Origin of the sequence: Mycobacterium sp. BK086, from assembly GCA_004362315.1 — a bacterium.
Lineage (GTDB): Bacteria > Actinomycetota > Actinomycetes > Mycobacteriales > Mycobacteriaceae > Mycobacterium.
The window spans coordinates 446,194-460,615 of record SNWL01000005.1; the positions used below are offsets into that span (position 1 = coordinate 446,194).

Annotated in this window: 13 protein-coding genes; 6 read left to right on the forward strand and 7 right to left on the reverse strand. The window is 65.6% G+C overall.

Annotated features, from left to right (window positions below; translation table 11 throughout):
• Nucleotides 1-73 precede the first annotated feature (73 nt).
• Both EV580_RS18555 and EV580_RS18560 read left to right on the forward strand, forming a co-directional pair.
• The gene (locus EV580_RS18555) at nucleotides 74-1,996 is read left to right on the forward strand and encodes a flavin-containing monooxygenase (protein WP_208114636.1); all 1,923 of its coding nucleotides are present in this window, start codon (nucleotides 74-76) and stop codon (nucleotides 1,994-1,996) included.
• Nucleotides 1,993-2,880 (forward strand): SDR family NAD(P)-dependent oxidoreductase, encoded by an 888-nt coding sequence (locus tag EV580_RS18560; RefSeq protein ID WP_133692665.1) that lies wholly within the window; start codon nucleotides 1,993-1,995, stop codon nucleotides 2,878-2,880. The genes EV580_RS18555 and EV580_RS18560 overlap by 4 nt, the downstream gene beginning before the upstream one ends.
• On the opposite strand, the gene EV580_RS34510 is transcribed toward EV580_RS18560, so the two are convergent.
• The 7 genes from EV580_RS34510 to EV580_RS18600 all read right to left on the reverse strand — a co-directional run bounded on the left by EV580_RS34510 (nucleotide 2,877) and on the right by EV580_RS18600 (nucleotide 10,175).
• Nucleotides 2,877-3,485 (reverse strand): Dabb family protein, encoded by a 609-nt coding sequence (locus EV580_RS34510; RefSeq protein WP_353619860.1) that lies wholly within the window; start codon nucleotides 3,483-3,485, stop codon nucleotides 2,877-2,879. The genes EV580_RS18560 and EV580_RS34510 overlap by 4 nt on opposite strands.
• 358 nt (nucleotides 3,486-3,843) lie before the next feature.
• On the reverse strand, nucleotides 3,844-4,767 hold the full coding sequence (lipP1, locus tag EV580_RS18570) for a LipP1 family hormone-sensitive lipase (RefSeq protein WP_133692667.1): 924 nt from the start codon (nucleotides 4,765-4,767) through the stop codon (nucleotides 3,844-3,846).
• Entirely contained in the window at nucleotides 4,764-5,573 is an 810-nt protein-coding gene (locus EV580_RS18575) for an IclR family transcriptional regulator (RefSeq protein WP_133692668.1), read from the reverse strand. The genes lipP1 and EV580_RS18575 overlap by 4 nt, the downstream gene beginning before the upstream one ends.
• Before the next feature lie 624 nt (nucleotides 5,574-6,197).
• A complete protein-coding gene (locus EV580_RS18585; RefSeq protein WP_133693131.1) occupies nucleotides 6,198-7,673 on the reverse strand; it encodes an FAD-dependent oxidoreductase in 1,476 nt (491 codons plus the stop codon).
• Nucleotides 7,670-8,578 carry a biphenyl-2,3-diol 1,2-dioxygenase gene (bphC, locus tag EV580_RS18590; RefSeq protein ID WP_166654765.1) on the reverse strand — a complete coding sequence of 303 codons (909 nt, stop codon included), beginning with the start codon at nucleotides 8,576-8,578 and terminating at the stop codon, nucleotides 7,670-7,672. The genes EV580_RS18585 and bphC overlap by 4 nt, the downstream gene beginning before the upstream one ends.
• 1 nt (nucleotide 8,579) lies before the next feature.
• Nucleotides 8,580-9,761, reverse strand: coding sequence for an acyl-CoA dehydrogenase family protein (locus EV580_RS18595; RefSeq protein WP_133692670.1), 1,182 nt, complete (start codon nucleotides 9,759-9,761; stop codon nucleotides 8,580-8,582).
• 93 nt (nucleotides 9,762-9,854) lie between these two features.
• The gene (locus EV580_RS18600) at nucleotides 9,855-10,175 is read right to left on the reverse strand and encodes a 2Fe-2S iron-sulfur cluster-binding protein (protein ID WP_133692671.1); all 321 of its coding nucleotides are present in this window, start codon (nucleotides 10,173-10,175) and stop codon (nucleotides 9,855-9,857) included.
• 101 nt (nucleotides 10,176-10,276) lie between these two features.
• On the opposite strand from EV580_RS18600, the gene EV580_RS18605 reads away from it, so the two are divergent.
• The 4 genes from EV580_RS18605 to EV580_RS18620 are packed head-to-tail and all read left to right on the forward strand — an operon-like array spanning nucleotide 10,277 to nucleotide 14,408.
• On the forward strand, nucleotides 10,277-11,890 hold the full coding sequence (locus EV580_RS18605; protein ID WP_133692672.1) for a flavin-containing monooxygenase: 1,614 nt from the start codon (nucleotides 10,277-10,279) through the stop codon (nucleotides 11,888-11,890).
• Nucleotides 11,891-12,697, forward strand: a complete 807-nt coding sequence (locus tag EV580_RS18610; protein WP_133692673.1) for a mycofactocin-coupled SDR family oxidoreductase — start codon at nucleotides 11,891-11,893, stop codon at nucleotides 12,695-12,697. It abuts the gene before it with no gap.
• The gene (locus tag EV580_RS18615; RefSeq protein WP_133692674.1) at nucleotides 12,694-13,527 is read left to right on the forward strand and encodes a mycofactocin-coupled SDR family oxidoreductase; all 834 of its coding nucleotides are present in this window, start codon (nucleotides 12,694-12,696) and stop codon (nucleotides 13,525-13,527) included. Before EV580_RS18610 ends, EV580_RS18615 begins: the two co-directional genes overlap by 4 nt.
• A gap of 26 nt (nucleotides 13,528-13,553) precedes the next feature.
• A complete protein-coding gene (locus EV580_RS18620) occupies nucleotides 13,554-14,408 on the forward strand; it encodes an enoyl-CoA hydratase (protein ID WP_133692675.1) in 855 nt (284 codons plus the stop codon).
• Nucleotides 14,409-14,422 lie beyond the last annotated feature (14 nt).

Below are 14,422 nucleotides of genomic sequence, written 5' to 3' on the forward strand. Positions count from 1 at the left end.
GCGGCAGTCGAGTCTCCCGCTGAGTAGACATCCACGCCGCTGGCTCCGTGCCAGACGCCGATACTCGGGTGCCATGAGCATGGGATCACCTGTCGTTTCGCTGGGCACCGACGTCGACGTGGAAACGCTGCGTGGACATTTGCGGCACGCGGACCCCGGCGTCCTGGTGGCCGTTCTGGCGCAGATGACTGGTGACCCGTCGGTCATCGCCCGGTACGCCACGACCATCGACCATGTCCCCGACCCGCCGGAGCGGGCGGGAACCACCGATCCTGAGACCGCGGATGCGCTGGTCGAGGAGATCGTGGCTGCCCTGGGCAAGCCCCGGCCGGATGGTGCAATCCCCGCCGACGACCGTGACCTGTTCGTCAGATTGCTACCCATCGCCCTGGGATCCGAGGTTGATGACGAACAGGTCGACCTGCTTCTCGAGCAGGGCGGCTTCCGGCCGTCGGCGCCCACGCTGCCTCGCACCACACCGATTCCGTCGACGACGACGATGGCGATCATCGGCGCCGGTATTGCCGGAATCGCGGTGGCACTGGCCGCTGCCGAGGAGGGCGTGAAGTTCCAGATCTTCGACCGCAACGACGAAGTCGGCGGCACGTGGCTGACCACGACCTATCCCGGTATCGGTGTCGATACACCGTCGGCGTACTACTCGCTGTCGCGGGAGGTGAACCCGAACTGGTCGAATTACTACCCGCAAGGTGCGGAGTACCAGGCCTATCTCGTGGCGCTCGCCGACAAGCACGATCTGCGCCGCCACATCCGATTCGGCACCGAGGTCGAAGCGCTGTGGTGGGACGACCAGCGCCAGCAGTGGCAGATCCACTCCCGCTCTGCCGACGGCACGGTGAGTTTCGACTATGCGAGTGTCGTCGTCACCGCTGCCGGTTACCTGAATCGGCCGCGCTTTCCCGACGTCAAAGGTCGAGAAACGTTCTCCGGAACCAGTGTTCACTCGGCCCGGTGGGACCCGACGTTGGATCTGGCCGGCAAGAGGGTGGCGGTGATCGGTGCCGGCTGCACGGCCGTCCAGATCGTCGATGCCTGCGTCGATGATGTCGAGCACCTCACCGTCTTTCAGCGTCAACCGCACTGGGTCGCCCCGCGCAGGCGACTCTCCGACGAGGTTCCCGAGCATCGTCGGTATCTGGGACGAGTGCTGCCCTTCTATGCGATGTGGCATCGACTCAAGTCGTACTGGGGCACAGCCGACAACAATTACCCGGTCATCCTGCAAGATCCGGAATGGTCGCAGACGCACCTGTCGATCTCCGCAGCCAACGACGTGTTGCTGCAGATGTGTCTGGAGTACATCGACAGAACCTTCGGTGCGGGAAGCGAATTGGCGCGCAAAGTAACTCCCGACTTCGCGCCGTACGGCAAGCGCATCATCCGCGATCCCGGCGGCTATTACGCCGCGCTGACGCGGGACCACGTCGATGTCGAAGCCAGTGAACCCGCCGAGGTGAATGGCGACGGCATCATCACCGCCGACGGCCGTCAGATCGATCTCGATGTCATCATCTACGCCACCGGGTATCACTTGGACTTCCTGTCCACCATCGACATCCGCGGTCGCGACGGCAAGACCCTGGCGCAAGAATGGGGCAACAGTCCACGGGCGTACCGCGGCGGTGCGGTCCCGGGGTTCCCCAACCTGTTCATCACGTCGGCGCCCAATTACAGTCCGGGCCATGGTGCGGGAGCCAACTTCTCGATGGAGGTCCTTGCCCACTACATCGTGGAATGCCTGCAGCTCATGGCATTACGTGGTGCGACGACGATGGAAGTCACCCAGCAGGCGTTCGACGCCTACGTTGCCGGGATCGACGAGGCGATGCAACGCACCGTGTGGTGCCACACACCCAAGGCCCACACCTATTACCGGTCGGAGTCCGGCCGGGTCGTCGTTGCCACCCCGTATCGGCTGGTCGATGTGTGGCAGCAGCACCGTAGTCCCGCCGAAGAGGACTTCGTCCTGCGATGAGTCAGCTGCTCGCCGGCAAGACGGCTTTGGTGACCGGAAGCAGTCGCGGGATCGGCCGCGCGATCGCCCAGCGGCTGGCGGCCGAAGGTGCCACAGTAGCGGTGACGGCCCGGGCCCACAGCCCGTCCCCGTCGATACGATCGGGGACGGCGAATGCGTTGCCCGGCACCATCGAGGAAACGATCTCACTCATCCGCGATTCGGGTGGCGACGCGTTCGGGCTTGCCGCCGATCTCGAACAACCGTCGGCGCGCGACAGCCTGATCGATGCGGTGGTGGAGCGCACCGGCTGCATCGACATCCTGGTCAACAATGCCGGTTTCGCCGACTATGGGTTGGTCGAGGACATGTCGTTGGAGACGTTCGATCGGACTGTCGAGCACTACCTGAGGGCTCCGTTCATGCTGACGAAAGCCGCAGTGCCCCAGATGCGTCGACAGGGTGCAGGGTGGATCGTCAACATCGGCTCGGTGACCGGCGTTGCGCCGGTCAGACCGTATCGGGACTACAACAAGACCGCCGGTGACGTGATCTATGCGTCGTGCAAGGCTGCGCTGCATCGCTTCACCCAGGGTGTCGCGGCTGAATTGCTCGACGCCAATATCGCGGTCAATTGTGTTGGCCCGTCGACGGCGGTGCGGACACCCGGCGCCGCGTCGCTGATTCCGGCCGAATTCCCCACCGAGCCGGTGGAATACCTCGCCGAAACGGTGTTGGCGATGTGCCACCTGTCAGCCGAACAGCGTACGGGTCTGGTGGCCTTCAGTCTGCACTACCCGTGGGTGCAGCAGCTGCCGGTGCATTCACTCGACGGGCTGACGGTCTTGCCGCCGCTGGCGCCGCCGGTAACGGCGAATCCGAACATCCTTGCCGCCGGCCTCTAGAGGACCGGCGCTTCGGTCTCACAGAAGCTGTGGCACAACCGATCTCGGACGATGATGTCGGTGGTCTCGGGATCAAACCAGCGGTCCACCACGGCCCAGTGGATGGGGTGCATCAGGTAGGGGCCCATCAAGCCGTCGGCGTCGGTGAACTCCTGCTCGAACACGTGGGTCCATTTCGTCGGCCCGACCGCGTGCTCGACCTGACTCAGCTGCCAAGCCTGAATCGTCGGTACGTATCGCGGCATCATCGCCAGTTCCTGTTCGAACGCGGCGACATCGTCAGCGGGTACGTCGGGCGCCACCCGCAACAGCAGTGTTCGGTACACCGTGCCGTTGCCGCGACGCCGCGGTGTCCCGCGGTAGGTGGCGCCGTTGACGCGCGTGATGGCGGGATCACTCAGCACCGTGTCGAATTCGGTTTCCGCCCCGGTCATCTCGTCCGGGAACCGCATGTGCACCAGAATGTCGCCGCCGTTGCGGGACCCCGGCAGTGTCGGTTGGACCAACCACCGCAGCGGGCACGCGGCTTCGGCCGCCTTCCGCAGCCCGTCCAGAACTCGCTCCCGGTCGGACTCGACAACGTCGAGCAGCCGGGTGACACCCACGGTGGCGACACCGGGGGGTGAATCCACTTGATAATTCGTGCTTTCCACCTCGTCGGCGGGGGATGCGACGGTGCGGTTGCGTTCGAGGACAAGCTCCGAGACGTCCTCCCACCACCGCGCGACGGCCGGGTCCGGCCGTCCCTGCCAGGTCATCTGCCACCACGCCTGCGGGCTGGGCAATGACCAGGTGATCGTCACGACGTTGGGGCGGTCGTCGAACCATATCGGGGGGCTCACCAAGACGTCGCGCAGTGTCATCCCGCGGTCGCGGGCGCCTGGGGCGTAGCCGGACAGATAGGCGTCGACGAAGGCCTGTGCGCGCCCGGGCGCCGTCACCACCCGGTCGACGACGAACACCTCAGCCATCGAGCAACTCGGCCAGCGAGCGACTGGCGTCGCGTCGTGCGGTGTGGGCGATGTCGAGCATCGGCATCGTCATGAAGCCGTGGATGCCCCCGTCGAAAACGCATCGGGTGGTGGATACCCCGGCCGCAGTCAGGGCGTCGGCGTAGGCGATGCCCTCATCGCGCAAGGGATCATGGCCGGCGATGACAACGACGGCGGGCGGCAACCCGCTCAGGTTTCCGTGCAGCGGTGCGGCATACGGATCCCGACGATCACCGACGTCCGGAACGTATTGATCCCAATACCATTGCAGCGCAAGGCGGGGATTGTAGAAGCCACGGCCGAACCGCTGGTATGACTCGGTGTCGAAATCGGCGTCGATCACCGGGTACATCAACAGCTGGGCGGCGATAGTGGGCCCACCGCGATCGCGTGCCATCAACGTGGTGACCGCCGCCAGATTGCCACCCGCGCTGTCGCCCCCGACGGCAATCCTGCCGGCGTCGCCACCCAACTCAGGGGCGTGGGCAGCTGCCCACCGGCTGACAGCGAGGACATCTTCGGCCGCCGTAGGCCACCGGTGCTCGGGAGCCAGCCGATAGTCGACCGACACGACAATGGCCGGAACGAGATTGGCCAGACTGCGGCACAGGCCGTCGTGGCTGTCGAGATCGCAGAACACGAATCCGCCGCCGTGGGCGTAGACGAGTATCGGCAAGGGCGCACTGGCGCTGGGCCGATACACCCGAACCCCAACGGTGTCACCGCCGACATCGACTCGGTGGTCGGCAACGTGGGAGACCGGTTCGGGGTTCGGGTTGGCGACGAAGCGGGAGCGGATCACCGCACGGGCCTCGGGGCCGGTCATCGTGTGCACCGGCGGGAAGCCAGAATCGAGCGTCTCGATCAAACCGGCGATCTGGGGGTCGAGAGTCACGCGGGCTGCAGCGCCCCGCGCAGCGGACGAAGCGGCTGCAGGGTGGGTGCAACTCGCGCGGGACCGGCTTCGGTGCTGCGCCAGATGGCCATGGCCGTCATTCGCACCGGTGCCACCAGCCGGCTGTCGAAGGCCATCCGATTCATCGGTCCGCACACCGAGACTGCCGCGACCGCTCGTCCGGCCGGCCCGATGGGGGCGGCCACGCAACCGAAGCCGGGCAGAGCTTCTTCCCGTTCGAAGGCCACCCCGTGTGCGCGCACCTTGGTCAACTCGGCAGCCAGCTGTGGGGCCGACGCAATCGAGAAGCGCGTCTTCCGGCCGGACAGGTCGACCTCGGTGATGTCGTTCTCCGCCAGGATCGCTTTGCCGACCGCCGTACAGTGCGCCGGCTGGCGCCCGCCGACGCGGGTCGGGATCGCGGCTCCCATCTGGTCACCGATCTTCTCCAGGTACACCACATCTGAACCGTCGAGGACGGCCAGGTGCACGACCAGGCCGGTCGCCCGGTGGAGGTCACGAAGCAAGGGGATGGCGGCGCGATGGATGCGATCCTGATGCAGCGCCAACGACCCCAACTCCACCAGGCGCATGCCCAACTCGTAGTCGCGGCCTTCGCGTCGCAGCCAGCGCAGCGCGACCAGACGCTCGAGCATGCGGTGCGCCGACGACCGCGGCAGACCCGTGCGCCGCACGATCTGGGCCAGGGTCAGCCGGCCCGGTCCGTCGAATGAATCCAAGACCAGCGAAATCCGGTCGATGACGGCGCTCGGCGTTTCGCCCGCCTTCTCGACAGCCATTGTCATGAGGGCCTCCTAGCTACAGCGGCATGCCAACCAGGCATATGACTATTAGTCATATAGTTGTAGCACAGAGGTGTGGGCGCTGTCACACGAACGCGCGGGCCCGATCTGGCTCCTGCACGCAGTCAACAGCGAGGGCGGTGGCGATCGTGGCGCCACCGCCCATCTGCTGCCCAGTCATTGAAACGCCGGCGACCCACGCGTCTCAGCCCAGGGGCGGAACGGAGCCCCAAGGCCCGTAAGGCCCGTTCTGATGACCGCCGCCCGCGTTCGAGTTCGGCACTGCGAAGCCCGTGACGCCCGCAGGCCCCAGGCAGCGGGACGACGACACCGCTGCGCTGCACGGATCCACGTCAGCGCTCGCCACCGGCGCGACGGCGAGGCCAGCGGCCGCGATTACTCCGGCGATTCCTATTGTTGTGATCATCGTGAATCCTTCCTGTTGAAGGACATTCGACGTGCCGCCTCATCGGCGTGCCACAGCTGCTGCGACACAACGCATATCGTTCGAGCCGAACGTAATCGGCGGTGCGACAGTGGTTGTCGCGTCGGTTCGTCCTGATTCCGTTCTACCGACGGCGGGATCGGCAGGCCATCGTACGAGCCAGCTTCATGCCGGACTCATATTCAGGGTCGAGCAGTGGCCGCAGTGCGACCGGCTCGCCGGCCATAGAAGCTGCCGTCTCCGAGTGAGACACCGCTGGCGTAACCCCAGGCCGCCAGTCCCGCTGTACAGCGCCCCGCCGCGAAGAGCCCGGGGATGGGACTGCCGCTGACGTGCAGAACTTCGCCGTCCAATGACGTCATCAGGCCACCTAAGGTGAAGCCACCGCAGCTCGCCCGCAGGTCGATTGCCCCGACCGGAGTGCCGACCGGTTTGAGCCACTCCGGCTTCTTGTGCAGCAGCGGATCCTCGCCGCGCGACGCTGCGTCGTTGTAGGCGCCGATCGTCGACTGCAACGAGCCGGCCGGGAGACCGATCTCAGCCTCCAGCTCGGCGATCGTCTCGCACACCCATGTCGCAGGTCGCTTGAGGAACGGCGTTGCCGACGTCGCCGCCATCGCTTCTTCCTGGGCGTCGCCGTCGATGATCAGATAGGCGGTGTCGTCCTGTCGGTACAGCGTCAGCTGCCCGATTCGCCCGGAGTACATGTCCTCAGGGACGTATCGCTGGCCGAGCCCGTTGACCAGGACGCCGCGCACGGTCTGCTGCGGGTCGATCAGGAAGGCGACCTCGGTCGCATCCATGTGCGCGAGGTCGGCGCCGAGCGCCTGGGCCATCCGGATCGCCCGGCCGTCGTGTTGTTCGATCGACGCGGCGGGCCGACCGGCGATTGCCGGTGCGAATTGTTTGACCATCGACTCGCTGTAGGCGAAGCTCCCCGCCGCAAGCATGACGCCGCGGCGGGCACGCACCCGGACCGTCTCGCCGTACTGCCGCGCGACGACTCCCGACATCCGACCGTCGGACTCGACGACCAGTGTCTGTGCCCGCACGTCATAGACCGCTCGCACACCGAGGGACGTCGCCGTTTCGACCAGTGGCTTCATCAACATGAATCCACCGCTCTTCTCGCCTGCGACCTTCCCGGTCATCTGCGGGATGTGCCCGCGCGGAGCGGGTTCGGCGATGGTGTTGAACGGGTAGGCGTTCTCACCGCCGGTGAACATCAGACCCTGATCGCCGGGCGGCTCCCAGCCGGGCTCACCCCAGAACTCCGGCTTGAACGGCACGCCGCAGTCGGTGAGCCAGTCGAAATGGTCGAGGCTGCCGTCGCAGTAGTCCGCGATGCGGGTTTCGTCGGCCCCTGGGCCCATCGCCACGTTGAGGAACGCCGCCATGTTCGACGGCGAATCCTCGAAACCACAGGCCTTCTGGATCGGTGTGCCGCCGCCGAGGTAGATGAACCCACCGGCCATTGCCGCCGCGCCGCCCCACGAGCCGGTGCGTTCGAGCACCAGGACATCGGCACCGGCGCGTGCAGCCTCGACAGCAGCGGCCGCTCCCGCGATGCCGTAGCCGATGATGACCACATCGGCCTCGTGATCCCACCTCCCGATCGACGAGGCCGGGATAGGCGTGACGTCGTCCTCGGGTGTCACGGCCGCATGGCTGCCGGAAGATCCGATACCCACTGGTGCCCCCAATAGCTGTCGGCGGTTATCTCTTCTGCGGTGTAGTGACTTTCGTCTACCAGCTCGCCCGCAGTCCCGAATTCAATATCCCAGTCACCGGGCGCGCGTACATAGAACGACACCATTTTGTCGTTGGTGTGCCGGCCCAGCGTGGACGAGAGCTGGTATCCCGCGGCGTTGACGCGGTCAAGAGCCTGGCCGACGGCGTCGAGGGAATCGACTTCGACCATGAGGTGGATCAGCCCCGGATCTCGCAGCGTCTGCGCCGGGCAGATCGCGAGGCTGTGGTGCCGTTGATTGACACCCATGAACCGCACGCGCAGCGGACCGAACTCGGGCGGCACCGGCACCCGGAACGCGCCGCGCGACACGAATCCGAGTACCGCGGTATAGAACTCGAAAAGACCGTTCACATCGAGCGCAGGCAGGACGACGTGTCCGAGTCCCTGGCCGCCGGTGACGAAACGCGCTCCGAACGGGGTGACCACGGGGGAGTGGTCGAGTACCGCCCCGTGGAACACCTCGAGTGAGGTTCCGGCCGGATCCTCGAAGGCGATGACTTCCTCGACCCGTCTGGCGTCCGCCTCGTCGAGGGACAGTTGCTTGAACGGGGCGCCTGCGGTGTCGAGTGCGGCCTTGACCCGCTCCAGGTCGGCGTGGTCGCGTACCTCCCATCCGACGGTCAGGATTTTGTCCACATCGCCGGGGACGACGACGATGCGGGCGGCGCGTTCGTCGATGCGGAGGTACAGAGCGGCGTCGTCGGGACCACTGCCCTCGGCGAAACCGAGCACGTCGAAGGCGAAATGGCGCCAGCGACCGATGTCGGCGGTCGCGACGGTGACATAGCCGAGGCTCTTGATCAGACTCATCTCAGATCATCGCCCGAAGCGGTCCCTGCGGATCGACACCCAAGGAGCTGAGTGCCGCGGCGTGGTAGATGGTTCCCGGCACATGGATGGCGTGGGCTTGGCCCACATGGACGTCGCGCCAATACCGTTGCAGCGGTTTGTCCATCCGTGCCGCATTGCCACCACAGCGCGCGAAGATCTCGTCGACCGCGGACACCGCGCGCCACACCGCGCGTACCTGGGTGCGCCGTCCGGCCGCCCGGTCCTCGAAGGACACCTCGTTTCCGGAGTCGACCATGTCGTAGATGCGATCGGCATTGGCGAGAAGTTCCTGCCGCGCCGCGTTGATGTCGGCTGCGGCCTCACCGATGGCGTACATGACGTAGGGGTCGTCCTTCACCGCCACCCCGCTGGCATTGACCCGCTCACGCTGATAATCCAGCGCCGCGGCGAGGGCGCCTTCAGCGATGCCGATGGTCGCCGCACTGATGCCGAGGGGGAACATCGTCGACCACGGCATGAGGTAGAGGGTGTCGGTCATGCCCGCCTCCCGCTGAGCCGTACCATCCATCACCTTCGTGGCATCCATGGTGCGGTAAGCCGGCACGAATGCGTTCTTGACGATCACGTCTTTCGACCCGGTACCGCGCAGCCCCACGACATTCCATGAGTCGTCGACGATCTCGTAGTCTTTGCGCGGCAGGATCATGTGGAGCATCTGCGGGGGCATCACGGGCTTGCCGTCGGCGTCGGCGAGCATTGCGCCGAGGAAGATCCAGTCGCAGTGGTCGGTGCCGGAGCTGAACTGCCACCGGCCGTTGAAGAGGTAACCACCGTCCACCGGCTTCGCCACGCCCTGCGGGGCATAGGGCGAGGCCACCCAGGTATCGACGTCCTCGGCCCAGATCTCGGCGGCAACCCTCGGATCGGCATACGCCAGCTGGTAGGGGTGCACACCCACGACACCGTTGATCCAGCCGGCCGACGGATCGAGCGCAGCGGTGGCCATGACGGTCTCGGCGAATTCACGTGGATGAACTTCCAGGCCGCCGTGCGACTTCGGTTGCAGCAAGCGGATATTGCCCGCCGATTTCATCAGCTTGACGGTCTCGTCGGTGAGCTTGCCGATTCTCTCGGCCTCGACACCCTGCTCGCGGAGTTGCTCGGCGTTTCGCCGCACCCGGTCGATTACCCGCTCAGTCATGATCTGTTCCCATCTCGCTCGGCTGAGGCTGATCGTGTACCGGTGCGGCGACGACGGCGGTCAGGATTCCCGGTCAGCGGAAAGCGGCCGCACTCAGAATTCGACGTGGACGTCATCGGTGAGTGGTCTGGCCTGGCAGCTGAGAATCACGCCGTCCGCAAGGTCTTCGGCCTTCAGGATGTCACAGACGGCCATGTCGACCTTTCCGGTCACCACGGTCGCCGCGCAGGACCCGCAGTGGCCCTCTTTACAGGAGAACGGCACGTCGAGTCCGGCGGCGATCAGGGTGTCGACGAGGGTGGCGGCTCGAGGCCAGCGCACACGGTGCTGTATTCCGTAGAGGTCGACGTGAGCGGTCGCGGTCTCTGCGCTCTCGAATTGCGTTGCCGCTGTGCTGCTGTCGAGGTCGGCCATGGGCGCCCATTCTGGCCGACTGGCCGGGACGTGGTATTCGGGCGTCCATTCACCGGGAAGCGGGTCTGTCGGCTGCGTGACCGGCGCCTACCGTTCGGTGCGTGAGCAGTGAGTCGAAGACCGACGTCGATGTCGTCGTGGTGGGAGCCGGATTCGCCGGCCTGTATGCCCTGCACAAGTTCCGCTCGCAGGGGCTGTCGGTGCGGGTGTTCGAGGGGGCACCTGAGGTCGGCGGCACCTGGTATTTCAATCGATATCCGGGCGCACGGTGTGACGTCGAAAGCGTCGACTACTGCTACTCGTTCTCCGACGAGCTGCAACAGGAGTGGACGTGGACCGAGAAATACGCCACTCAGACCGAGATTTTGGCCTACATCAACTGGGTCGCCGACAAGCTCGATTTGCGCCGGAACATCACCTTCGACACCCGGGTGACGAGCGCGGTTCTCGACGAAAAGACGTTGCACTGGACGGTCACCACTGACGCAGAGGAGACGGTACGGGCCCGCTTCGTCGTCATGGCGACAGGTCCACTCTCGGCGGCACTGACTCCGAACTTCCCGGGGCTGGACAGCTTCCGTGGCGAGGTCTACCACACAGCGCACTGGCCGCACGAGAGCGTGGATTTCACCGGCAAGCGCGTTGCCGTCATCGGCACCGGATCCTCGGGAGTTCAATCGATACCGATCATCGCCGAACAAGCCGAACAGCTCTACGTGTTCCAACGCACGCCGAATTACAGTGTGCCTGCGGGCAATCGGCCACTGACTGCGGACGAGGTCGCCGACGTCAAGGCAAATTACGCCGACCGCCGACGGATGTCGTGGCGTAGTGGCGGCGGGTCACCGCACGTTGCGCATCCGAAGCTGACGATGGAGGCCACGCCGGAGGAGCGCAGGGCGGCGTTCGAGAAACGCTGGGAATTCGGCGGCGTGCTGTTCTCGAAGACGTTCACCGACCAGATGGTCTCCGCGCAGGCCAACGACGAGGCCCGCAAGTTCTACGAGGAGAAGATTCGCGCCGTCATCGACGATCCGGCTCTCGCGGAGCTGCTCATCCCGACCGACCATCCGATCGGCACCAAGCGAATATGCACCGATTCCAACTACTTTCAGACGTTCAATCGGCCCAACGTCGCACTGATCAGTGTGCGCGACACTCCCATCGAGTCGATGGACGAAACGGGAATCGCCACCTCGGACGCGCACTTCGAGATCGACGCACTGGTGCTGGCAACCGGGTTCGACGCGATGACCGGCGCGCTCGCCAAGATCGAGATCGTGGGCCGTTCGGGGGAGCGGTTGATCGATGACTGGGCTGATGGGCCTCGGACTTATCTAGGATTGGGGACCGACGGCTTCCCCAATCTTTTTCTGGTGTCGGGGCCTGGCGCACCTGCGGTTCTCGCCAACATGGTGTTGCACGCCGAGGCGCACGTCGATTGGATCGCCGAGGTGATCGAGTACCTGGACGATTGCGGTTACGACGCCGTCGAACCGACCGCTGCGGCCGTCGACAGCTGGATCGCGGAGTGTGCGCAACGCGCTGAAGCGACATTGTTCACCAAGGCCGACTCCTGGTACATGGGTGCCAATGTTCCCGGCAAGCCGCGAGCCTTCATGCTCTTCATCGGCGGCTTCGGAACCTATCTCGATATCTGCAACGAGGTAGCCGCCGCCGGGTACAAGGGATTCGATCTCATCAAGGCGCCGTAGATGCCGTCGGGCTTGGCGGACAAGGTCGTTCTGGTTACCGGCGCGGCCAGGGGCACGGGCCGGGTGCACTGTGAACGGTTCGCCGACGAAGGTGCCGACGTCATCATGTTCGACCACGCCGACGCGGCCGACGACCTGCGCGAGACCGCGCAGCGCGTGACGCAGCGGGGGCGGCGTGCCGTCGCCACAGCGGCCGACGTGACCGATCTCGCCCAGGTCACCAGCGCGGTCGAAGAAGGCGTCGGACAACTGGGCAGGCTGGACATCGTCGTGGCCAACGCCGGGATCCACACGCCTGGTGGACCCGCCTGGCAGATCGATCCAGCGGTATGGCAACACACCATCGACGTGAACCTGACCGGCGTGTGGCATACGGTCCGGGCGGGTGTACCCCACATCGGTCCTGAGGGCGGCTCGGTGGTGATCATCAGTTCCACCAACGGATTACGGGGCACCGCAGGCACTGCTCATTACACCGCCAGTAAACATGCCGTCGTCGGGCTGGCGCGCACCCTGGCCAACGAGCTGGGGCCCAGGAGCATCCGGGTCAACACCGTGCACCCAGGTGCTGTCGGCACACCCATGGTTCGAAATGAGGCGACGTACAAACGCCTGCGTCCCGATCTGGACAACCCGACCGAGGCCGACGCTGCCGAGGTCCTCGCCGCCCGCAACCTGTTGCCCGTGCCGTGGGTCGAACCCGTCGACGTCGCGAACGCCGTCGTCTTCCTGGCGTCCGATCAGGCTCGGTACATCACCGGAACCCAGCTGGTCGTCGACGCCGGCCTGACCCAGAAGACGACATGACCGGCCGGCTCGAGGGGAAGACCGCGTTCATCACCGGAGCTGCGCGGGGCATCGGTCGTGCCCAGGCGGTGCGTTTCGCGCAAGAGGGTGCGGCGATCATCGGCGTCGACATCTGCGGCCCTGTCGAATCAGTGCACGTGCCCGCGAGCACCCCGGACGACCTCGACGAGACCGTACGCCTGGTCGAGCGCCTCGGCGGACGCATCGTCGCCGATATCGTCGACGTACGCGATCGCGACGCACTGACCGCGAGCGTCGACCGCGGTGCCGCCCACTTCGGCGGACTCGACATCGTTTGCGCCACAGCAGGAATCACGTCACGCGGCGCGGCCGTCGATATGACGGAGTCGACATGGCGAACGATGGTGGACGTCAACCTCACCGGGGTATGGCATACCTGCACGGCTGCGGTGCCCCACTTGATCGATCGCGGGGGAGGGGCTGTGGTGCTGGTGAGTTCGATCGCCGGTCTGCGCGGCCTGGTCGGTGTCGCCCACTACACCGCGGCCAAGCACGGTGTGGTCGGTCTGATGCGCAGCCTCGCACAGGATTTGGCGCCCCACGGCATTCGTGTCAACACGGTCCACCCGACGAACGTCGATACGCCGTTGATCCAGAACGACGTGGTGAGCAGCGCGTTCCGACCCGATCTGACCCGGCCGCCGACCAGGCAGGAGTTCGCCGAAGCGGCGTCGACGATGAACATGCTCGCGGTGCCCTGGGTGGACCCACGCGACGTTGCCAATGCCAGCCTGTTCCTGGCCTCCGATGAGGCGCGCTACATCACCTCGGTTAGCCTTCCGGTAGACGCCGGCAGTACCCAGCGTTAGGCACAACGGTTATCGAAAGGCACGTGATGACAACACTCGACGGTGACGTGGTGACCTACGAAGTCGTTGGCGGAACCGCGGTGGTGACCATGAACCGCCCGCGCTACCGCAACGCCCAGAATTCGGTCATGACCTATGCCCTCGACGCCGCTTTCCAACGAGCCGTCGAGGACGACGATGTTCATGTCATCGTGCTGGCCGGCAACGGCGACCACTTCAGCGCCGGCCACGACATCGGCACACCGGACCGCGATCACCATGTGTCGTACGACAACAAGGCCGCGCTCTGGTGGGACCACGTCGACAAAGAGGGCGGCGACATGCGCTACGCCCGTGAGGTCGAGGTCTATTTGGGGATGTGCCGGCGCTGGCGGGAGATTCCCAAGCCCACCATCGCCATGGTGCACGGCGCCTGCATTGCCGGCGGGCTCATGCTGGCGTGGGTCTGCGACATGATCATCGCCGCCGATGACGCGTTCTTCTCAGATCCCGTTGTGCGCATGGGTATCCCGGGCGTGGAGTACTTCGCCCACCCCTGGATCGTGGGGTCACGCTTCGCCAAGGAGATGTTGTTCACCGGGGACAAGTTCGGTGCACAGCGTGCCTACGAGATCGGGATGGTCAACCGAGTCGTGCCGCGCGACGAACTCCGGACCGCCACCCTCGAGATGGCCGAACGGATCGCCACCATGCCGAGATTCGGTCTCGCCTTGACGAAGCGCGCGGTCAACCAATGCGAGGACCAGATGGGCTTGCGCAGCGGCATGGATGCGGTGTTCGGGCTGCATCACTTTGCCCATTCGCACAACGTCGAAGTCGGTCAGGACTCGCTTGGTGGGCTGGACGCGAAGACGATGGCGGCGGGTCGTAAAGTGCCGTAGCCCAAGGTTTTCCA

Bases quoted from the DNA above. Each gene is read 5' to 3' on its own strand.
- EV580_RS18620 (WP_133692675.1), top strand. From the start codon at position 13,554: ATGACAACACTCGACGGTGACGTGGTGACCTACGAAGTCGTTGGCGGA.
- EV580_RS18610 (WP_133692673.1), top strand. From the start codon at position 11,891: ATGCCGTCGGGCTTGGCGGACAAGGTCGTTCTGGTTACCGGCGCGGCC.
- EV580_RS18560 (WP_133692665.1), top strand. From the start codon at position 1,993: ATGAGTCAGCTGCTCGCCGGCAAGACGGCTTTGGTGACCGGAAGCAGT.
- EV580_RS18615 (WP_133692674.1), top strand. From the start codon at position 12,694: ATGACCGGCCGGCTCGAGGGGAAGACCGCGTTCATCACCGGAGCTGCG.
- EV580_RS18600 (WP_133692671.1), bottom strand. From the start codon at position 10,175: ATGGCCGACCTCGACAGCAGCACAGCGGCAACGCAATTCGAGAGCGCA.
- EV580_RS18575 (WP_133692668.1), bottom strand. From the start codon at position 5,573: ATGACAATGGCTGTCGAGAAGGCGGGCGAAACGCCGAGCGCCGTCATC.
- bphC (WP_166654765.1), bottom strand. From the start codon at position 8,578: ATGAGTCTGATCAAGAGCCTCGGCTATGTCACCGTCGCGACCGCCGAC.
- EV580_RS18595 (WP_133692670.1), bottom strand. From the start codon at position 9,761: ATGACTGAGCGGGTAATCGACCGGGTGCGGCGAAACGCCGAGCAACTC.
- EV580_RS18555 (WP_208114636.1), top strand. From the start codon at position 74: ATGAGCATGGGATCACCTGTCGTTTCGCTGGGCACCGACGTCGACGTG.